Annotated in this window: 16 protein-coding genes; 8 read left to right on the forward strand and 8 right to left on the reverse strand. The window is 59.2% G+C overall.

The window, feature by feature from the left end:
• Nucleotides 1-65: 65 nt before the first annotated feature.
• Nucleotides 66-872, forward strand: coding sequence for an NAD(+) diphosphatase (nudC, locus tag ACFOZ5_RS04835; RefSeq protein WP_379885845.1), 807 nt, complete (start codon nt 66-68; stop codon nt 870-872).
• Nucleotides 869-1,684: a glutamate racemase gene (gene murI, locus ACFOZ5_RS04840; RefSeq protein ID WP_379885847.1), complete on the forward strand. Its 816-nt coding sequence runs from the start codon at nt 869-871 to the stop codon at nt 1,682-1,684. The genes nudC and murI overlap by 4 nt, the downstream gene beginning before the upstream one ends.
• Before the next feature lie 46 nt (nt 1,685-1,730).
• Here the strand turns inward: murI and ACFOZ5_RS04845 are convergent, their stop codons facing one another.
• Both ACFOZ5_RS04845 and ACFOZ5_RS04850 read right to left on the reverse strand, forming a co-directional pair.
• The gene (locus ACFOZ5_RS04845) at nt 1,731-3,908 is read right to left on the reverse strand and encodes an EAL domain-containing response regulator (protein WP_379885849.1); all 2,178 of its coding nucleotides are present in this window, start codon (nt 3,906-3,908) and stop codon (nt 1,731-1,733) included.
• A gap of 92 nt (nt 3,909-4,000) precedes the next feature.
• Complete coding sequence (locus tag ACFOZ5_RS04850; RefSeq protein WP_379885851.1) at nt 4,001-5,542, reverse strand: HDOD domain-containing protein; 1,542 nt, start codon at nt 5,540-5,542, stop codon at nt 4,001-4,003.
• Between the two features lie 219 nt (nt 5,543-5,761).
• On the opposite strand from ACFOZ5_RS04850, the gene ACFOZ5_RS04855 reads away from it, so the two are divergent.
• From ACFOZ5_RS04855 to ACFOZ5_RS04870, 4 genes are all read left to right on the forward strand, one after another.
• Complete coding sequence (locus tag ACFOZ5_RS04855) at nt 5,762-7,027, forward strand: MinD/ParA family ATP-binding protein (protein ID WP_379885853.1); 1,266 nt, start codon at nt 5,762-5,764, stop codon at nt 7,025-7,027.
• Between the two features lie 297 nt (nt 7,028-7,324).
• Nucleotides 7,325-8,869, forward strand: a complete 1,545-nt coding sequence (locus tag ACFOZ5_RS04860) for a fatty acyl-CoA reductase (RefSeq protein WP_379885855.1) — start codon at nt 7,325-7,327, stop codon at nt 8,867-8,869.
• A gap of 228 nt (nt 8,870-9,097) precedes the next feature.
• Nucleotides 9,098-11,044 carry an acetate--CoA ligase gene (gene acs, locus ACFOZ5_RS04865; RefSeq protein ID WP_379885857.1) on the forward strand — a complete coding sequence of 649 codons (1,947 nt, stop codon included), beginning with the start codon at nt 9,098-9,100 and terminating at the stop codon, nt 11,042-11,044.
• A gap of 147 nt (nt 11,045-11,191) precedes the next feature.
• Complete coding sequence (locus ACFOZ5_RS04870) at nt 11,192-11,857, forward strand: response regulator transcription factor (RefSeq protein WP_379885859.1); 666 nt, start codon at nt 11,192-11,194, stop codon at nt 11,855-11,857.
• Nucleotides 11,858-12,075: 218 nt separating this feature from the next.
• Here ACFOZ5_RS04870 and ACFOZ5_RS04875 read toward each other — a convergent pair whose 3' ends face one another.
• The 3 genes from ACFOZ5_RS04875 to ACFOZ5_RS04885 form a co-directional block, all read right to left on the reverse strand.
• The gene (locus tag ACFOZ5_RS04875; protein WP_379885861.1) at nt 12,076-12,633 is read right to left on the reverse strand and encodes a DUF1439 domain-containing protein; all 558 of its coding nucleotides are present in this window, start codon (nt 12,631-12,633) and stop codon (nt 12,076-12,078) included.
• Nucleotides 12,634-12,722: 89 nt separating this feature from the next.
• Entirely contained in the window at nt 12,723-12,983 is a 261-nt protein-coding gene (locus ACFOZ5_RS04880) for a CPXCG motif-containing cysteine-rich protein (protein WP_379885863.1), read from the reverse strand.
• 7 nt (nt 12,984-12,990) lie between these two features.
• Nucleotides 12,991-14,214: a pyridoxal phosphate-dependent aminotransferase gene (locus ACFOZ5_RS04885; protein ID WP_379885865.1), complete on the reverse strand. Its 1,224-nt coding sequence runs from the start codon at nt 14,212-14,214 to the stop codon at nt 12,991-12,993.
• A gap of 236 nt (nt 14,215-14,450) precedes the next feature.
• On the opposite strand from ACFOZ5_RS04885, the gene ACFOZ5_RS04890 reads away from it, so the two are divergent.
• Entirely contained in the window at nt 14,451-15,431 is a 981-nt protein-coding gene (locus ACFOZ5_RS04890; RefSeq protein ID WP_379885867.1) for a D-2-hydroxyacid dehydrogenase, read from the forward strand.
• Between the two features lie 138 nt (nt 15,432-15,569).
• On the opposite strand, the gene ACFOZ5_RS04895 is transcribed toward ACFOZ5_RS04890, so the two are convergent.
• From ACFOZ5_RS04895 to pilB, 3 genes are all read right to left on the reverse strand, one after another.
• Nucleotides 15,570-16,448 carry a prepilin peptidase gene (locus tag ACFOZ5_RS04895; RefSeq protein WP_379885869.1) on the reverse strand — a complete coding sequence of 293 codons (879 nt, stop codon included), beginning with the start codon at nt 16,446-16,448 and terminating at the stop codon, nt 15,570-15,572.
• A 159-nt stretch (nt 16,449-16,607) separates the two neighbouring features.
• Complete coding sequence (locus tag ACFOZ5_RS04900) at nt 16,608-17,831, reverse strand: type II secretion system F family protein (protein WP_379885871.1); 1,224 nt, start codon at nt 17,829-17,831, stop codon at nt 16,608-16,610.
• Nucleotides 17,832-17,833: 2 nt separating this feature from the next.
• The gene (gene pilB / locus ACFOZ5_RS04905; RefSeq protein ID WP_379885873.1) at nt 17,834-19,552 is read right to left on the reverse strand and encodes a type IV-A pilus assembly ATPase PilB; all 1,719 of its coding nucleotides are present in this window, start codon (nt 19,550-19,552) and stop codon (nt 17,834-17,836) included.
• Nucleotides 19,553-19,933: 381 nt separating this feature from the next.
• Here pilB and ACFOZ5_RS04910 point away from each other — a divergent pair, with 381 nt between their 5' ends.
• Nucleotides 19,934-20,422 (forward strand): pilin, encoded by a 489-nt coding sequence (locus ACFOZ5_RS04910; protein WP_379885875.1) that lies wholly within the window; start codon nt 19,934-19,936, stop codon nt 20,420-20,422.
• Nucleotides 20,423-20,601 lie beyond the last annotated feature (179 nt).

A 20,601-nucleotide genomic window follows, 5' to 3' on the forward strand; every position in this document is an offset into this window, starting at 1 on the left:
TGATGCATGCCGTTGACTTTACCAGATATGATACATTGCAGCCTTTGAAATGAATGGAGTGGTGGATGGAAAACTGGAGCGCAGGCTGGTCCGACAAGGCACCTGACCGGAATGACCTGGTAGTGGCCATGAATGGCCCGGAGATCTGGTGCCCCGAAGATGGCTGGTACCATGACTGGTCCAGTGTCGAAGACGCGCTGGATCATGGCACCGAGCCGGTTTATGTGGGGGAGCTGGATGGCCGTCCGGTTTACGTGGCCAGTGTTGATCCCGGCATGTTGTTGTATGCCACCCGACCGGTTCATCTTCGCGAGGCCCTGTTGACCATGCCGGATGCACCGGCAACGGTGCTGGGTACGGCATCCCAGGTGCAGCAGTGGTTCCTGGATCACCGCTTCTGCGGCCGCTGCGGCAACGAGACCGGGTTCCACTCCCATGAGCGCGCCCGCTGGTGCGGCCATTGCGCCATCCCTTTCTACCCCCGCCTGGCCCCCTGTGTAATTGTGGTCATTCGCCGGGGGGATCGGTTCCTGCTGGCGCGGTCCAGCCGCGCACGCAGTTACTTCTTCAGCCTGATAGCCGGTTTTGTGGAGCCGGGGGAAAGCGCCGAGGAAGCGGTTGCCCGGGAGACCCTGGAAGAAACCGGTCTGACCGTCACCAACGTGCGGTACTGGACCTCCCAGCCCTGGCCATTTCCCCACCAACTGATGCTGGGCTTCTTTGCCGACTACGAAGCCGGCGATCTGGTGCTGCAGGAAGACGAGCTGGCTGAGGCGGACTGGTTTGCCCCGGACGACCACCCGCCCATTCCGCCGGAAACCACCATCGCCGGCCGCCTGATACGGCAGTTGAAGGAGGAGATGGGCGCTTGACTACAGCACCTTCTCCGGAGCGGGTGCCGGAAATCCTGGTGTTTGATTCCGGCCTGGGCGGACTGAGTATTGCTGCCTGTATCCACCAGCAGATTCCGGCGGCACGCCTGACCCATCTGGCCGACAACGCCGGTTTTCCCTACGGCGACCAGCCGGAAGCGACGGTGGTGGATCGCACGGTCAGCCTGGTGGCGGAGCAACTCGCCCGGCATCCTTTCGACGTGGTCGTGGTGGCTTGCAATACCGCCAGTACGGTGGCCTTGCCAGCTCTCAGGGCCGCGGTGGATGTGCCGGTGGTCGGGGTGGTTCCGGCCATCAAGCCGGCCGCGGCAATGTCAGACAACCGCTGTATCGGCCTGCTGGCCACGCCGGCCACGGTCCGGCGCCCCTACCTGGAACAGCTTATCCGCGATTTTGCGGCGGACTGCGCCATCGAGCGCGTAGGGCATCCGCAACTGGTGAGCTGGATAGAAGACTGGGCCCGGGGGCGCCCACTGCCGGAACCGGCGCTATCGGTGGCGTTGCAACCGTTCCGTGACGCCGGCGTGGACACGATGGTGCTGGGGTGCACCCACTACCCGCTGATCCGCGAGGTGCTCCAGCGCCTGTTGCCTGAGGTTACCCACTGGGTCGACTCTGGTGATGCCATCGCCCGCAGAACCGGCGCCTTGCTGGAGCAATCCGGATTTCAGCCCGGGGATCTGGTTCGGCACACGTCGTCGGGCCATCGCTGTCTGTTTTCCGGCCCGGTGATGGCGGATTTAGAGCCCTTCCTGGCCGGACGAGGTTTCCGTCACGCCGCCCCCCGGTGAATGGCCCGGACGGGACACTGGTGTGCCTTGATACAGGTTTGTCGACTCAGGCCTGAACGGCGTCGGGATACACCCCGGTATCCAGCAGCTTTCTGGCCACGGCGCCGGGCTGGGCACGGCCGAACAGAAAGCCCTGCACATGATCGCAGTCTCTGGCCCTGAGGTAATCCAGCTGGTCCTGGTTTTCCACTCCCTCGGCGACGATTTCCAGTTTCAGCCCTTTGGCCATGGCGATGACGGCATCCACGATGCATGCACCGTCGTTGCCGGCCTGAATGCCCTGGATAAAACTGCGGTCCACCTTCAGGGTGTGAATGGGTAGCTGATGAAGGTAGTTGAGCGACGAATACCCGGTCCCGAAATCGTCGACGGCGATGCGGATTCCCTGTTCCGCCAGTTCACGAAGCGTCTGGCTTACCTTCTCGAGGTCGTTCATGATCACATTCTCGGTAATCTCGATCTCCAGATTGCCAGGTGGGAAGCCTGCCTGACGCAGCTGCGCCATGAGTCGCCGGGTAAACATCGGATGCTCTACCTGAACCGGTGACAGGTTGACTGCAAGGCGCACGCCGGAGTGCCCGGAGGCAATCCACTGGCCGACCTCCTCGCAGGCATTGGCCAGTACCTGGTGACTGAGTTCGGCAATCAGGTTGGTCTCCGAAGCCAGGGGCAGGAATTCGGCGGGTTGCAGCAGACCTCGCTGCGGATGACGCCATCGCACCAGTGCTTCCAGCCCTGCTACTTCGCCCGTTCGCAGGCAGATCTGGGGCTGGTAGTGCACCTCCATTTCGCCATGGCTGATGGCCCGACGAAGATCCCGTTCCAGGGTCAGCCGCTGGCTGGTGTCCACGTTCATGCTGCTGTCAAAGAAGCAGTAATTGTCCTTGCCCCGGGTCTTTACCTGGTACATGGCCAGGTCCGCATTGCGTATGAGTTGCTCGATATGCCGCCCCCCTTCCGGGTACATGGCGATCCCAATGCTGACGCCCACAAAGATGTCCTGGTTATTGAGCCTGAAGGGCTCTTTCAATGCGTCGATCAGCTTGTGCGCGATAATGGCGGCATGGTCCCGGTCAGGCACCATGGGAAGCAGCAGCGTGAACTCGTCGCCGCCGAACCGGGAAAGGGTGTCGCCCTTGCGCAGACAGTTCTCCAGCCGCTGGGTCACCGCCTGCAACAGACGGTCGCCCACACTGTGGCCCAGGGTGTCATTGATGATCTTGAAGCGGTCAAGGTCGAGGAACATGACGGCCAGCGGATGCCGGTAGCGGTTGGCCTGGTTGATGGCCATGTTGAGCCGGTCCCTGAACAATGCCCGGTTGGGCAGGCGTGTCAGCAGGTCATGATAGGCCTGGAAGCTGATGAAAGCCTCGGCCTCCTTGCGCTCGGTGATATCCCGGGCGAGTCCATAATAGCGGGCCCGCTCGCTGAGATGGCGTTCCTCCGGGTCGCCCACGCTGTTCCAGCTGCCCGGGTCGATAGGAAAGGCGGTGATTTCGAAATGCCGGCTGGTTTTCACGGCCCCGCTGGCGCGAAGACGCACCTCGAAGGTTGCCGGTCGATCCGTGCTGATCCCCGGATCATCCAGCGAGAGCTTGCCGCCGGAGGACTCTTCCTCGTCCAGTAACAACCGGAAATGCTGGCCGATCAGGTCGGCGGGCTGGTAGCCAAGCAGATTGGAAACCTTGCGGTTGAGGAAGCAGAAGCGCCCCTGCTCATCAAGCATGAAGACGATATCGGGTGAGTTGTTAACGATATAGCGATGCAGGGTCTCTGATTTTTCCAGCCTTTGCTGGACATCCTGATGGGCCCGGATCAGCGACTGCCTGCCGAGCACATTTTCCAGGGTTGCCAGCACTTCCTCGGGGTCGAAGGGTTTGCGGATATAGTCGCTTGCCCCGCGCCGAAGGGCCCGGCTGACAGACAGGAATGAGGTTTCACCACTGACCACGACCAGGGCACAGTCGGGCTGGAGCTGGCTGGCCTCTTCCATGACCTGGAAGCCATCGCGTCCGGGCATGTTGAGGTCCAGAAATGCCAGCGCGAACTGGTGCCTTCTGAGCAGGCGGCAGGCTTCATCGCCATTGGTGGCGGAAACCGCATGGTAGCCCTGTTCGCCGAGCAGGTCAGACAGGCTCTTCAACAGGCGCAGATTGTCGTCGGCCACCAGTATCCGCTGGCGCTCCCGGAAAGGCACTGGTTCTGGATCGGCTTTCTGGATCATTGCACGCTACTCGTCGACCTGTGCCGGTTGTCAGCGGGCTCCATCCCACCAGCCGGCCCCGGGGCAGAAAGCCACCGGGGCCGAAGGCGCTGTTACCGGTCTTCGGTTTCGGTCCCCGCAGGGAAAAGCAGCCGGAAAAGGGTCCCCGAGGGCCCGCTCTGGCAACTGATGATGGCGTCCATGTCGTCCATTAACTGTTTTACGATGCTCAGGCCCAGGCCACTATGTGCCTCGCCCTTACCGGTTGCAACCGGTTTGAAAAGGTTCTGCCTGACAGTGACCGGCAGTCCGGGACCGTCGTCGGCTATGGTCACTTCCACCCATTGCCGGTTCTGTTGCCAGACCGGGGCGGTGGACCGCAGCATGATCTGCACCGGGCTTGCTGGCCGGCACTCTGCGGCGTTGCGAAGCAGGTTGAGCATCACCTGCCGGACCTGCGCCGCGGGAGCTGAAATGGCCGTGGGCTCGTCGCAGAGTTCCAGCAGGCAGGTGACCTGTCGCTCCCGGAACAGGCCGTCGGCCAGCAAATTCCGCAGGGCCTCAACCTCGTGGTTGAGTATCGCGTGATGCCCGTTGCGCTGGTCGGAAGTTGCCTCAGGATTGCCAGCGACAAGCTCGCTGAGTAATTCGCTGGCCCGGCCCAGCTCTTCCTCGATAATATCAATATCCCGCGCATCACCGGTTTCTGAAAGGCGTTTTCGCAACTGGTACAGGTATTGCCGAACCACCGTTAACGGGTTGTTGATCTCATGAACCTGCTGGCGTATTCGATCCTCCGACACCGGCGGGGCCTTTTGCGACAGCAGGTCGCGAGCCAACAGCTCCCGTACGGCCTCGATGGTCAGGCGCCGTGTTGACCGGTTGCCGTCGTAGTGGGCCAGAGCGGCCACGCCCATCTCCCGGGCCAGGTCCTCTGTCTCCAGCCAGATGCGGCGCAGGATTTCCGCCGTCAGCTCTTCCTCCAGGCCAAACAGGGTTCTCGCCATGGTCAGGCCGTGGCCCTCCCGGGTGATCAGTTGAACCGCCACGGCAACCAGGCGCGCAAGGTGCCCGGCCGACCCCAGGGTGGTCATGTTCGCCTGCTGGTGGGCCAGCGCCTCGAGGACATCGGGGGCCAGTTGCCAGTGTCCGGCGAGAGACACACTCATCTCTACGTAGCCCGTATCGGACGGCCTGTTGGGCAGGTTGAGCTCCTGCCGCAACAGCAGCAGTTTGCCGGCGTTGTGCAGCATGCCGGACAGAAAAGCCGTATCGGTAGCCGGGTAACGGGTAAGGCGGGCCAGGGCTCTGCACAACAGGGCGGCGGCCAGGGCTTCGTGCCAGAAGCCGTGGAGTTTCCGCCATTGGCCATCACCCAGGTCAAACATCATTTGTTGCAGTGCGGCCACCAGCACCAGGTGCTCCAGCCGGTTGGTACCGAGGCGCTGCAGGGCCTGTTCCAGGCTGTTTATCGGCTGGAGATAATGGTTGCCGGTGGCATTGGCCAGGATAAGAATGCGCGAGGAAAGGGCTGTGTCGAGCTGGATGATGTCGGTAATCTGCCGATAACTCTGTTGACGACCGCAGGCCTCCAGAGCCTTCAGGTGGGGCTCAGGGAGCGACGGGAGTGCTTCAGTGGCAGGAGATGGTGACATCGACTGTATGTAACGATCCGTTAAGTAATGTTAACAATCAGTGCCCTAGAATAGTCTATGTAGGTTACATATCAAGAGGTTTTTGCTGAATAATTGTACAATGGTACTTTCCATTCACGCGCTGCGGTAATCAGAGTATCATCCGTTTTCTGACATGGCCGGCTCTCAGCGTGGCGATGTAACGGACAGGGATCAGTGGTACAGGCTTGTTGACCCGATATGGATGTAAGCGATTCCAGCAGTGATGATTCTCAGATCCCCAAGGGTGTCGGCGTATCGGGGCGTTCCTCTCGCCCTGATATTATTGCCCTGACCGGGGGCAAGGGTGGCGTCGGCAAGACGTCCGTGGCGGTAAATCTGGCACTCACCCTGGCTCGTGGTGGCCGGCGCGTGCTTCTGCTGGATGCGGATACCGATCTTGCCAACGTCAGTATCCTGCTTGGCCTGTACCCCTCCCGGACGCTGGAACACGCCATGGCCGGTGAGTGTCGGCTGGCCGACGTCATCCAGGAAGGCCCTCATGGCCTGCACATTATTGCTGGCGCGTCCGGTGTCCAGCGTTGCATGGATATGGACCTTGACGATGCCGGATCGGTGCTGCGTGCGTTGGCCGGGATGGAGCAGGCCTATGACACCATTCTTATTGATACCGCCTCTGGATTACGCCCGGCCGCTCTGCACATGATCGCTGCTGCCGCTCTGGCCTGTTTGGTGATCACGCCTGACCCGGCCTCCCTTACCGACGCTTTCTCACTGCTCAGGGTACTGCAGCGCCGGGGCTATCGCCGTACCCCGGGTGTGGTGGTCAATATGGCGGCCGGTGCATCCCAGGCGAGGGAGGTGTTCCGTCGATTCTCGGGAGCGACACAACGCCACCTGGGTATGGACACGGAATACATTGGCGCTATCTGGCGGGACGACTCGATTCGACAGTCAGTGGAGTTACAGCGACCAGTCGCCCTGTTGTCAGAGTCAGACCCGTCCAGCCGGCAGTTCATTTCCCTGGCGGATCAGCTGATCAGGCACCTGTCGCAGCTACCGGCACGGAAAGGTGGCCTTGCGGCCTACTGGTACCATCGCAGTCGCCGGCAACAGCAAATCTCTGCCACGGAGGCTGTGCCGACCACCGCCGATACAGAGTCACAATCAGAGTCACAATGTGATGCACCCACCGGCAAGGGTCACAGCGTGACACCGTCGGACGCCGCCCGGGATCAATGCCGGGCCCTTTTTGCCGACCTGCAGCGGTTGCTGGCAGAGCGGCCGCAGGATGTCCTGCTCAGACAGGAAGCACTGCGCGGTGCCTCTGCACTGTTGTCGGGCATGGCGTCGGCACAGGAGCCGTCGCGGCCACCGCGGACAATAGGGTACAGCAGCGATGATTTCGGCTCCCAGGATGTCTTGCTGGCAAGGTTGAAGTCGCAGCCCGATTCCGTTCGCATGGAGGGTTTTCTGGCTGCCCGGTCAAGCCATTGTGATGATTAAATCGACAGTTCATTTGTTGGTTTTTGTCTCTATATTGTCATTGTCGCCATGACAAACTCACCACCTCACCATCGGTCTGTTACCGTGCCCGGCACGAGTCTGGCCCGAATTGTGCTAATTCCGGACAGGTCGTCGTTTATTATGAGCATCGGCAAGACGGTTGCGGTGAGGGCGACTACTTCCCGGAGAGCCCTGGGCTCATGGAGAACCGGGTCTGAACACCATGGATGCCCCTGAGGCCCGGAATCCAACCCCCATTCCGGGCCCGCGATACCAACGAGAAGGAGTTCAATTGAAATGAGTCACCTGTTTCCCGATTTCGACGATACAGATTCCTCTGTTCGCCGCTCCCTCAAGGGCAAGCATATCCTGATGACGGGCACCACAGGCTTCCTTGGCAAGGCGGTGCTGGAGAAGCTGATCCGGGCGGTTCCGGAGATCGGCGGCATCTATCTGCTGGTGCGGGGCAATGCCCGTCACCCCGATGCCCGCGAACGTTTTTACAGTGAAATCGCCAGTGCCAGTGTGTTCGAGTTGCTGCGCAGCGAAGACCAGGAAGGGTTTGAGGCATTCCTTGAGGAGAAAGTCCATTGCATAAAGGGTGAGCTCACGCGCCCCCGGTTCGGGCTGCCGGACGCGGAGTACGAACGCCTGTCGTCCCGTATTGACCTGGTGATCAATTCGGCCGCCAGCGTCAACTTCCGCGAGGAGCTGGACAAAGCCCTGACCATCAATACCCTGTGCCTGGACAATGTCGCCCACTTTGCCCGCAATAGCGGTGGTATCCCGGTAGTGCAGGTGTCCACCTGCTACGTGAACGGCATGAACAGCGGCGAAATTCACGAGGACATCATCAAGCCCGCCGGTGCCGACATTCCCCGCAGTGAAGACGGCTATTACCAGACGGAAGCGCTGGTGCGGCTGCTGCATGACAAGATCACCGACGTGCGTTCGCGCTACTCCGGCAAACTGCTGGAGAAGAAGCTGGTTGAGCTGGGCATCCGTGAAGCCAACCATTACGGCTGGAGTGACACCTACACCTTTACCAAGTGGTTGGGTGAGCAGCGCCTGATGGAAGCGCTGGCGGACCAGAGCCTGACCATCGTACGCCCCTCCATCATCGAGAGTGCGCTGAAGGAGCCCATGCCCGGCTGGATTGAAGGGGTGAAGGTAGCGGATGCCATCATCCTTGCTTACGCCCGCGAGAAAGTGACCCTGTTCCCCGGCAATCGCGAGAGCGTCATCGACGTGATTCCCGTTGACCTGGTGGCCAACAGTATCCTGCTGGCCAGCGCTGAGGCGATAACCGCGGAACAGGCGCGCCGTATCTACCAGTGCTGCAGTGGTTCCATGAACCCGGTGACCCTGGGCGAGTTCATTGATCACCTGATGGATGAGGCCAGGGAAAATTATGCGGCCTACGACAAGTTGTTCTGCCGTCAGCCCACCAAGCCTTTCATGGCGGTCAACCGCACCCTTTTCGATGCGGCGGTTACCGGCATTCGTGTGCCCCTGTCGCTGGCCAGCAAGGCCATGAAGATGGCCGGTCAGAACCGGGATCTGAAGGTGCTGCGCAACCTGGATACCACCCGGGCCCTGGCCACCATCTTCGGCTTCTACACGGCGCCGGACTATGTGTTCCACAACGAGCAACTGATGGCCCTGGCCGAGCGCATGGGCGATAGCGACCGGGAACTGTTTTCGGTAGACCCCCGCCGTATCGGATGGGAAACCTACCTCCGCAAAACTCACCTGGGCGGCCTCAACCGCTACGCCATGGGCGAGCGCCGGGTGTACAGCCTGCGCACCCGCCGCGAGCGCCGGGCTGCAGCCGCTGCCTGAGAACTCCGCTGTGCCTTCCTGCCGGTACCTGCTTTTCAGCAAGCTCCGGCAGGGCTATCCTTTCCTGTACAGTATCGAGCCTCTGATCGTCAGAAGGCGCCGTTTGGCACCCCGGTAGTACGTTGGTCTAATTCAATGGTCAGGTCTGACGTGATCAGATAGGGCAATCCTTTTCTGTTCCAACAATTCCGACAACTCAGTGACAGACTCTGCAAAAAGGGGGAAATAATGACCGACAAGAAGCTATACCCGGTACCCGACAATTTCGCAAAACGCGCCCTCATCAATCGCGAACAATACGAACAGATGTATAAGCAGTCCATCGAAGACCCGGACACCTTCTGGGGGGAGCATGGCAAACGACTGGACTGGATCAAGCCTTACAGCAAGGTGAAGAACACCACTTACGACTACGACAACCTGTCCATCAAGTGGTTTGAGGACGGCGTGCTCAACGCCTCCGCCAATTGCCTGGACCGGCACCTTGAGAAGCGTGGCGACCAGACCGCGATCATTTTCGAAGGGGATGACCCGGCCGATTCCCGTCACGTAACCTATCGCGAGCTGCACGCGGAAACCTCCAAGTTTGCCAACGTACTCAAGACCCTGGGTGTTCAAAAAGGTGACGTGGTCACCATCTACATGCCCATGATTGTGGAAACCGCCGTGGCCATGCTGGCCTGTGCCCGTATCGGCGCCATCCACTCCGTGGTATTCGGTGGTTTCTCGCCGGAAGCCCTGGGCGCCCGTATCGAGAACGGCAAGTCACGGTTCGTCATCACCGCAGACGAGGGCGTACGCGGTGGCCGCAAGATCCCGCTGAAGAAGAACGTGGATGCGGCCCTCAAGAGCGATAAAGTACCCGATGTAGAGAAAGTGGTCGTTGTGAAGCGCACCGGTGGCGATGTGCCCTGGGATGCGAGCCGCGACGTTCACTATGAAGACCTGATGAAGGACGCCTCGGCAGAGTGTCCGCCAGAGCCCATGGGCGCCGAGGACCCGCTGTTCATGCTGTATACCTCCGGCTCCACCGGCGCACCCAAGGGCGTGCTGCACACTACCGGCGGTTACCTGACCTTCGTATCCATGACCCATGAATATGTGTTTGACTACCAGGATGGCGACGTCTACTGGTGTACCGCCGACTTCGGCTGGGTTACCGGTCACAGCTATATCCTTTACGGGCCGTTGGCCAATGGTGCCATCACCGTGCTGTTCGAGGGTGTGCCCAACTACCCGGACACCTCCCGCATGGGGCAGGTAGTGGACAAGCACAAGGTGAACGTACTGTATACCGCCCCCACTGCCATCCGTGCGTTGATGGCTGAAGGCGAGTCGTGTATGAACGGCACCACTCGGGAGAGTCTGCACCTGCTGGGTTCCGTGGGCGAGCCCATCAACCCGGAGGCCTGGGAGTGGTATCACCGGGTCATCGGCAACAGCCAGTGCCCCATTGTGGACACCTGGTGGCAGACCGAGACCGGCGGCATCCTGATTTCGCCACTGCCCGGTGCCGTGGACCTGAAGCCGGGTTCCGCCACGCTGCCGTTCTTCGGCGTACAGCCGGCTCTGGTGGATAATGACGGCAACATCCTGGAAGGCAAGAGCGAGGGTAACCTGGTGATCCTCGATAGCTGGCCTGGCCAGATGCGCACCATCTTTGGTGACCATGAGCGCTTCAAGCAGACCTACTTCAGCACCTATCCGGGCCGCTATTTCACCGGTGACGGTGCCCGTCGTGATGAAGACGGTTACTACTGGATTACCGGCCGGGTCGACGACGTGCTGAACGTATCCGGCCACCGCCTGGGTACCGCTGAAGTGGAGAGTGCCCTGGTGGCCCACGACAAGGTGGCCGAGGCTGCCGTGGTGGGTTACCCCCACGATATCAAGGGGCAGGGTATCTACGTCTACGTGACCGTGGTGCAGGGCGTGGAACCCACCGAGGAGCTGCGCAAGGAGCTGATCCAGTGGGTGCGCAAGGAAATCGGCCCCATTGCCTCGCCAGACGTGATCCAGTGGGCGCCGGGGCTACCGAAGACCCGCTCCGGCAAGATCATGCGCCGCATACTGCGCAAGATCGCCGCCAACGAGCATGATCAGTTGGGTGATACCTCCACACTAGCTGATCCGGGCGTGGTGGACGATCTTATCAGCGAGCGTGCTTTCAAGTAGACTTTCGCCGATAACGACAGAAGCCGATGCCCGCAGGGACATTCTCCCTGCGGGCATCGTTGTGTTCGGGGTACAATCAGGTTCCGGGTATGTTGCCCCGGGACGCTGGCGCCCTGAGCGCTGTCATGACCAGAAGGATGCCTGTGGATGACTCAACACATTATCATCGCCGATGACCACCCCCTGTTTCGCGCTGCGCTGCGCCAGGCTGTCAGCCAGGCGGTTCCCGAGGCGGACGTGGCCGAGGTGGAGAGCATCAAGGCGCTACAGGCGGCGGTGGAGCAAAAGCCGGATGCAGACCTGGTGTTGCTGGATCTCAACATGCCGGGCGCCCATGGTTTCTCCGGACTGGTGTTCATGCGCGGCCAGTACCCGGGTTTGCCAGTGGTGGTGGTATCCGGCACCGAAGACCTGCAGGTGATGCGTCGGTCAATCGATTACGGAGCCTCTGGCTTTATTCCCAAGTCGGCCCCACTACCGGAAATCACTGACGCCATCCAGGCGGTGTTGGAAGGGGATCTGTGGTTACCGGAAGGCGTTGCGGACAAGCTCGAGCGGATGCAGACGGAGAACACCGACTTCTCCGAACGCCTGGCGTCCCTTACACCCCAGCAGTTCCGGGTGCTGGGCATGCTGGCGGAAGGTATGCTCAACAAACAGATCGCCTACGACCTGGACGTCTCCGAAGCCACCATCAAGGCCCACATCACCGCCGTCTTCCGCAAACTGGGCGTACGCAACCGGACCCAGGCGGTGATTGCCATCCAGCAGATGGAGTTGGATACTACGGGCGCTTCGCTGTCAGGAAGTTAGGTAGGCGAGGCGTTAGCCGCTTGGCCAACTCCAATGAATGCGGACTGATCTCCCTCTCCCTTGAGGGGAGAGGGATTATACGTGCTGGCGGCCATCTCAGTTGCTCGCCGCATGGTCTCCCTCTCCCTTGAGGGGAGAGGGCCGGGGAGAGGGTGAAAAGCGGTCGAACTGCGGGGTTTGAGTCTCCTCCCTTTCCCTCGATGGAAGGGGCTTTATTGTTAGCGCTTAACAAACTCCAGACGCCCCGGCGCTACCCGCAGATCCATTTCCGTCATACCCATGATCCGGGCGCCCAGGCTGGTGTCATCCAGGCGGTAGATGGGCACGTTCTCCAGCATCTGGGCCACTACCCGCATGACATTGTCGGTCACCGGCGCCAGTTCGCTGCTGCTGAAGTAGGGCGTGTCCACGCTGCTTTCCAGCAGCTTCAGGCGCCGGATATAGATGGCCCTTTCCTGGCTGTCATAGACTGGAGCCCCTTCCACCTTCAGTTTTATATCCGCCGGTATCTTGGCCATCAGTGCGTTCAGGGCCACCTGGCCGGACAGGTCAATGACGGCCACGTCCCGGCCATCCGGGCCCAGGGTGATGTCCGCGTTGGACAGGGACAGGCTGAGGGGCGATCCTGCCTGTAGCTGTTGGCGGTCATAGTCGGCTACGGCGTCCTGCAGGTGTCGCTCCAGAGTCGATTCACTGATGGTGAGTGGCGAGAAGCCCGCACAGCCGGACATCAGGATGGTGGTGAGTGCCAGTGCGATTACGACGCGAAACTTCATGGTCTTTCCTGTAGGCGTTGGGTATTTGGTAAAGGTTGGCCGAGTGCAACGGCACAGGCAAGTGCCACGTAGGGCATGAAGATTACACCTTAGTCATTCTCCGGCGCAGCCGTCAGGTGCAGCTGGTCGTCAGCATCAAACCAGGCATGAATCAGGATGGGCTGACAGCAGACCTGGCAGTCTTCCACGTATTCCTGGTCCCTGACACTGGGGTCAACAAAGACCTCCAGCTGTTCCCAGCAATAAGGGCATTGGATAACGGCGGGTTCCAGCATGGTTTTGGCCGGCTTGGGCGTGTGGCTCAAGGGCGCCAGGACCTGCTGCGGTGCCGGCGCCCCTGATGACAGCATGGCAGCGTCAGAACTGCTGTTTTGCCATCCACGGGATGATGCGGTCGAAGGCTTCCTCGAGTTTCTCGCACGTGGTGGAGAAGCTCAGCCGCAGTGCATTCTGGGTGTGCTCGCCAAACGCATCACCAGGCACCGTACAGACCCCGGTTTCCTTCAGCATGCGCAGGGCCAGGTCTGAACCATCCACGTGTGGCGGCAGGTTGGGGAAGGCGAAGAAGGCGCCCCCGGGTTTGTAGCCGGTAAGGTGGGGCGTCTGGTCGATAAGCTCGACAATCTTGTCACGCCGTTCCCGGTAGATGCCCACCATGTCCCGGATGCACTGCTGGTCGCCGGTGAGGGCGGCCACCCCGGCGAACTGGGCCGGAGTATTGGCAACCGAGGTCGTGAACATGTGATACCGGCGCAGACTCTTGATGGTGGCCTGACTGGAAATCACCCAGCCCACACGCAGCCCGGCCATGCTGTAGGTCTTGGAGAAACTGCTGATGCACATGATGTTGTCCAGGTCCACGGCGCAGTTGAGAACGCTGGCGTAGTCCTCGTCATCAAAGATCAGGTGATCGTAGACCTCGTCGGAATAGATCTGTATGCCCCGGTAGGCGCACTCCTCCACGATGGTCTCTATTGTTGACCGTGGGTACACCGCACCAGTGGGGTTGTTGGGAGAATTCAGGACGATGGCATAGGTACGCGACCCCATGGCCCGTATCACCTCGTCCGGGTCCAGCTGGTGGTCGTTCTCCGCCCGGGTGGGTATGTACTTCACCTCGCCACCGTTCATGCGGATCAGTGGAGCGTACAACAGGAACGTCGGGTCGGTGATAATGAACTGTCGCCCGGGCTGCGCGGTGGAGGTGATCGCCAGGTACATGGCCTCGGTGGCACCGCTGGTGATCAGGATGTTGTCCCGGGTCAGCTTGCGGTTGTAGCGCTTGCCGTAATAGTCCCGCAGGGCAACCAGCAGTTCCGGCAGCCCCGCATCCATGGTGTAGCCGGTCTGGCCCGCGTTGAGGGCATCGATGTAGGCGTCAATGACGTGCTTTGGCGTCGGCAGGTCCGGTTGACCGATCGACAGGTGAATGACGTCCTTCATGGTGGCCGCCATATTGACCATGCGCCGGATGCCGGGCACCGGAATCGCCTGCATCGCAGGGTTCCAGGACGCTTTCGCCTTACGGTATTTCACCTTACGCGGCTGGGTTTGCCCGGTATCTTTTGCAGCCTCTGCCATAAACACCTCTCACTGCCATGGTTTGGATTCCGGTCAGGCCCCACCCATGGGGCCTGTCAGCGGCTCTGTAGAGCGTTTCTTCTGGCAGAGTAGTCTACGACACATCGCCGGTACAATACCCTTGAGACCTTTTTATGAGCGGAGCCAGATGTTTTTGCCGGCATGTTTGACCATGCATGCCCCAGCGGCCAAACTCAGGGCAGGTAATGCCCCATCTACAGGAGGATCCGACACCCATGAGCCAGAACCAGAAGCCGATCATCACCGTACTCACAGCGCCAGACGAGGACGCGCCGCCGGGTATTGAAGCGGTCAAGGCCCGTGGTGAAGTACGGTTCGCCTGGGACGAGGCAACGCTGCGGGAAGCCCTGCCCGGCAGCCAGGTGATGATGGTGACGGACTTCCGGACCGAAGCCCTGGAAGCGGCCTGGCCCGTGGCGGACAAGCTGGAGTGGATTCACGCCACCAGTGCGGGTGTGGATGCCCTCATGTTCCCGGCACTGATCGACAGTGATGTGGCTGTTACCAATGCCCGGGGCATCTTCGACCGCAGTATCGCGGAATATGTGTTGTGCACCATGCTGATGTTCGCCAAGGATTTTCCCCGCTCCATGCGGCTGCAGGCGGGCCACAAGTGGAAGCACCGGGATACCGAGCGTGCCGAGGGCCGTGAGGTGCTGATCGTTGGCGCCGGCTCCATCGGGCGCCAGATTGCCCGCCTGGCCCGGGGCATTGGCATGAACCCCCACGGCATCGCGCGTCGGGCCAGGAATGACGACGATGACTTTATCGCCGTCCATGCCAATGAGCAGCTGTTCGACCAGCTGGCAGTGGCCGACTACGTGGTGATTGCTGCACCGCTGACCCCGCAAACGGAAGGGCTGTTCGACCAGAAGGCCTTCGCGGCGATGAAGGAAAGCGCCCGCCTGATCAATATCGGCCGCGGCCCCATCGTCAACACAACGGATCTCATCGCCGCGCTCAACAAGGGTCAAATTGCCGGCGCGGCCCTGGACGTATTCGAGGAGGAGCCACTACCGCAGGATCATCCGCTATGGGAGATGGGTAATGTGATCCTCACCCCCCACATGTCCGGTGACTTTATCGGCTGGCGCCGCGCCCTGACGGATCAGTTCCTGGAGAATTTTGACCGGTGGCATCAGGGTGAAGAGTTGTTCAATAACGTGGACAAGAAGCTGGGGTATGCCGGGAGCTAACTCCACAATTCCCATTGAACATGCCCTCTCCCTTGAGGGGAGAGGGCCAGGGAGAGGGTGAAAGCGGTCAGACTGAAGAGTTGCCTGCTCCACCCTCACCCCAACCCCTCTCCCCTCAAGGGAGAGGGGCTAAAATCGTCAAGCAACTCCCAGCCAGGCATACCACCCAACCAGAATCTCATCCCCGAACCACAACGACAGCAACCCGGCAGCCGCCAGGTAAGGCCCAAAAGGAATCGGCACCTCCCGCCCATGTTTCCGGAACACCATCAGGCTGATACCCACAACGGCGCCTACGAGGGAGGACAGCAGTATTACCGCGGGCAACAGCTGCCACCCCAGCCAGGCGCCAATGGCGGCCAACAGCTTGAAGTCACCATGCCCCATGCCTTCCTTGCCGGTCACCAGCTTGAACAGCCAGTACACCGACCACAGGGACAGGTAACCGGTCACAGCACCCCAGAACGCGCTGGTGAAGTCCGTCAGGTATCCGAAATAGTTCAGCACCAGCCCCAGCCACATCAGGGGCAGGGTGATGTTGTCCGGCAACAGCTGGGTGTCGAAATCGATCATGGTCAGGGCAATCAACGACCAGACCAGCATCAGCGCCCACAGGGTGCCAACAGATGGCCCCAGCAGCCAGACCGTGATCAGCGAGAAAACAGCAGTGATCGCCTCAATCAGCGGGTAGCGCACCGAAATGCGGGCTTTGCAGTTGCTGCACTTGCCCCCGAGGAACAGATAGCTGATCACCGGAATATTCTCCCAGGGCCGGATCCTGTGACCACAGGACGGGCACGTCGACGCGGGGCGGGAGAGGGTGACCGGCTCCTCCGACGTGCGCTCGCCCTCGGGAACCTCGAGGAACTCCTGGCACTGGCAGCGCCATTCCTGGTGCATCATCTTTGGCAGGCGCAGGATGACGACGTTGAGGAAGCTGCCGATGCAGAGGGAGATGAAGAGTACGGTCAGATACAGCAGCCAGGGGGTAGACAGGAAGAGTTCAAGGGAGGGCATCAGAAACCTTTGAATTGGACAGAGCTATTGGAATTCCGCGAAAGGTATTTCGGCAACCATCCCCTCTCCGTTGAGGGGAGAGGGGGGTGGCGGATAACTGCTAAGTGGAGACCATTCACTCACTCCAATTACCCTCTTATGGAGATACCGGGTCTAAATTTAAACGACCTGACCCATTTGGAAAATTGGCAGGTACATGGCAACGATCAGACCACCCACGAGCACGCCCAAAACCGCCATGATCATTGGCTCCATCAGCGATGTGAGGTTGTCTACCATGTCGTCGACCACGCCCTCATAGTGTTCCGCGACCTTTTCAAGCATTTCATCCAGGTTGCCGGATTCCTCCCCGATGGCAGTAAGCTGCACGGCCATAACCGGGAACACGTCTGTCTGCCGCATAGCGGCCTGCAGTTGCACCCCAGAAGACACTTCGTCCTTGATCTTCATCACGGCATCTCTGTAGACAGCATTGCCGGTAGCGCCTGCTACTGAATCTAGGGCGTCAACCAGTGGTACGCCAGAGGCAAAGGTGGTGGACAAAACCCGACCGAACTTGGCAACGGCCGACTTATCGATGATTTCGCCCATAATGGGTATTTTAAGGACGTACTTGTCTACGATATCGGAGAATTTCTGAGATCGTCTTTTTGCCTGACCGAAGCCGACGATAAAGCCTACGATACCCAGCAGGACAACGAACCACCACTTCTGCATCCACTCCGATATATTGATCACCATCTGGGTGAATACTGGCAAGTCAGCCCCGAAGCCCTGAAAGAGGCTCTCGAATTGGGGGACCACCTTAACCAGCAGTATAGCCGTAACAATAATGGCTACGACTACGACGGCAATGGGGTACGTCATAGCCTTCTTGACCTTCTTCTTGAGAATCTCGGTTTTCTCAAGATAGTTGGCAATCCGGTCCAGCATCTGCTCCAAGGCACCGGCTTTTTCACCGGAGTCGACCAGGTTGCAGTACAGGTCATTGAAGTGCTTCGGGTTACGTCGCAGCGCGCCCGCGAAACTGGTTCCGGAGGCAACGTCATTCCGGATCGCAACGATCAGCTCCTGAAGCCCTTTATTGTCCAGTCCATCGGCCACAATGTCGAAGCTTTGAATCAACGGTACGCCTGCTTTCATCATAGTGGCTAGTTGCCGGGTGAACATAGCGATATCAAAGGGAGTGACTTTCTTGCTACCGCCAAATAGTGGCTTCGGTTTGCGCTTCACCTTGCTGGGCATGATGCCCTGTTTGCGCAACTGGGCTTTTACCAGCGCCAGATTGGAGCCGGAGACCTCGCCCTTCGTTTTGTTACCTTTGCGGTCTTTACCTTCCCAGACATACGCCTGAAGCTTATCTGCTTTCTGTGCCTGTGCCATGCTTAATCCTTCGTTACGCGGTTGGCTTCCTCAAGACTGGTCACCCCTTCAATCACCTTGCGAAGGGCGGACTGACGCAGCGTACGGAAGCCTTCTTTCTGAGCCTGGCGGGCAATTGCCAGTGAACTGGCCTCTTCCATAATCATGTTTGCCAGCGCCTCGGTCACCTTGACCACTTCGTAAATACCTACGCGGCCTTTGTAACCCATATTGCATTTATCACACCCCTTGGGTGTGTACAACGTAAAGCCGGTGTCGATTTGTTCTTCTGTGAACCCTTCCTTCAAAAGTGTTTCTTTCGGCACTTCCAATGGCTGTTTGCAGCTACTGCAGAGGCGGCGCCCCAGCCGCTGGGCAATGATCAGGCTGACTGAGGTGGCGATATTGAAGGAGGGAACCCCCATATTCATCATCCGGGTCAGCGTTTCCGCCGCGCTGTTCGTGTGCAGGGTAGAGAGCACCAAGTGGCCGGTCTGGGCTGCCTTGATGGCGATATTCGCCGTCTCCAGATCGCGGATCTCACCCACCATGATTACATCCGGGTCCTGCCGCAAGAACGCCCGCAGGGCTTCAGCAAAGCCAAGTCCGACCTTGTTATTGACGTTGACTTGGTTTATGCCCTCAAGATTGATTTCCGCTGGGTCCTCGGCAGTGGAGATATTGACCTCAGGCGTGTTCAGGATGTTCAGGCCGGTATACAGTGATACCGTTTTACCGGAACCGGTGGGGCCGGTGACAAGAATCATACCCTGGGGCTGCTTGAGCGAATCGAGATAAAGCTGCTTCTGGTCCTCTTCATAACCCAGGGCATCAATGCCCATCTTGGCCTGACTGGCGTCCAGAATCCGCAGTACGATCTTTTCACCCCATAGTGTGGGTAGCGTGTTCACCCGGAAGTCGATGGACTTGGTCTTGGACAGCTTCATCTTGATGCGGCCGTCCTGTGGCACCCGTCGCTCCGAGATATCGAGCTGCGCCATGATTTTTACCCGGGCGGAGATCTTTGGTGCCAGCTTGATGGAGGGGCGTGAAATCTCTTTCATCATCCCGTCAGTTCGGTACCGCACCCGATATATTTTTTCATAGGGCTCGAAGTGGATGTCCGAGGCCCCGGTACGAATGGCATCCAACAACATCTTGTTGACGTATTTGACGATAGGCGCATCATCAACATCCGTAGCGGCGACTACGCCTTCGTCGTCATCCGGTTCGCCCCCTTCGGTTTCCACGCCTTCAAGATCCGCATCGTCAAGATCCCCCATGGCGTCTTCGTGGGATTCAAGGTACTTGTCGATAGCGGAGCGCAGTGCCGCATCATCCACTAAGATGGCGTCGGTGCTGAGGCCGGTGTTGAACTTGATTTCGTCAAGGGCCTGAATGTTGGTGGGGTCAGAAACCGCGATAAACAATCGGTTCCCACGCTTATAAAGCGGTAGGGCGTTGTGTTTCCGAACCAGCTTCTCGTCCACCAGCTTCTCTGGCAACATTTCGGTCATAAAGCTGTTCAGGTCCAGTACGCTGACGCCAAACTCCATAGCTGCAGCAAAAGCAAGCTTGCGGCTGTCGGCGAGCTGGTTTTGGACAAGGTAAGTGATCAGCGGTATGCGGTTGTTCGCAGCCTGTAGGTAGGCGTCTTTGGCTACGTCTTCTTCCAGCAAGCCATCTTCCACGAATCGGCGGGCCAGGCCAGTGAGAGTAACGTTGCTCTTGTTAGTTGCCATAAATTTTGAGCTTTTGTCAGTAGGGCGCTGACTGGTCAGTCAACCGCCCGTGATAAATCAGGTGACAGAGAGTTTAGATGTCACAAGTATGATTGGAAAGGCCGGTGGTTGACCATTTGTGTCACTCGGGTGTGTGAGAGGGTTCGCAGTGTGACGTTTTGTGTCACTGACTGACTGACCGGGGCATGAAGCAGCCCGTTCTGAGGGCCCGTTCTTTATGTGATCGACATTCTCCAACGGCATGAATAAAAACGAAAAGTTGTTATTTATGGGATTTGGCACGGCAGATGCAAGAGGGCTGTCAGGCTCAAACCGGTTCGGGGGCAAACTCCGCCGGCCCCGGGGCCAGCCCAACGCTAACTTGAACATTGAGGCAGTATTATGAAGAACATGCAGATCAATCATTCCCAGAAGGGCTTCACTCTGATCGAACTGATGATCGTTGTAGCGATCATTGGTATTCTGGCGGCTGTAGCTATTCCTGCTTACCAGGACTATACAATCCGCTCACGCATAGTTGAGCCTGTTAACGCCGCTGCTGCTGCGAAGGCTTCCATCTATGAATCATACGCTTCTCTCGGTCAGATGCCGGCAGCTGCATCCAACATCATGAATGATTTGGACACAAACCTGACTGCGCTTCCAACGGTTAGTGCTGTAGCTATCACACGTCCAGACGCAGATAACATGGCGGTTGAGATGACGCTGAACGACTTGGGCGGTACTACCGGTACTGCAGGCACTGATCGTATCACCTTCTTGTTCACCGGTGCCGCAACTGGATTAACTGTTGATTGTACCTCTGGCTCTGGTGCAGCCAACCCAACCAACGTTGAAGAAAAGTACTTGCCGCAGAGCTGCCGTAGCTAATAGCTGTCTAGATAATACGCAGCTTGCATTAACGAAAAAGCCGCCGCGTCACACCGGCGGCTTTTTTGTGTTTATTGTCCCGTCCTGAAATACGTTGTCATCTGGAGAATGAGCAGATGGGCAACGATACTCCCACCCGGAAGAAGCGCACGCAGCGTGATTACAACCTGGGCTTTAAA

Source organism: Marinobacter lacisalsi, assembly GCF_042651045.1.
Taxonomy (GTDB): Bacteria; Pseudomonadota; Gammaproteobacteria; order Pseudomonadales; family Oleiphilaceae; genus Marinobacter; species Marinobacter lacisalsi.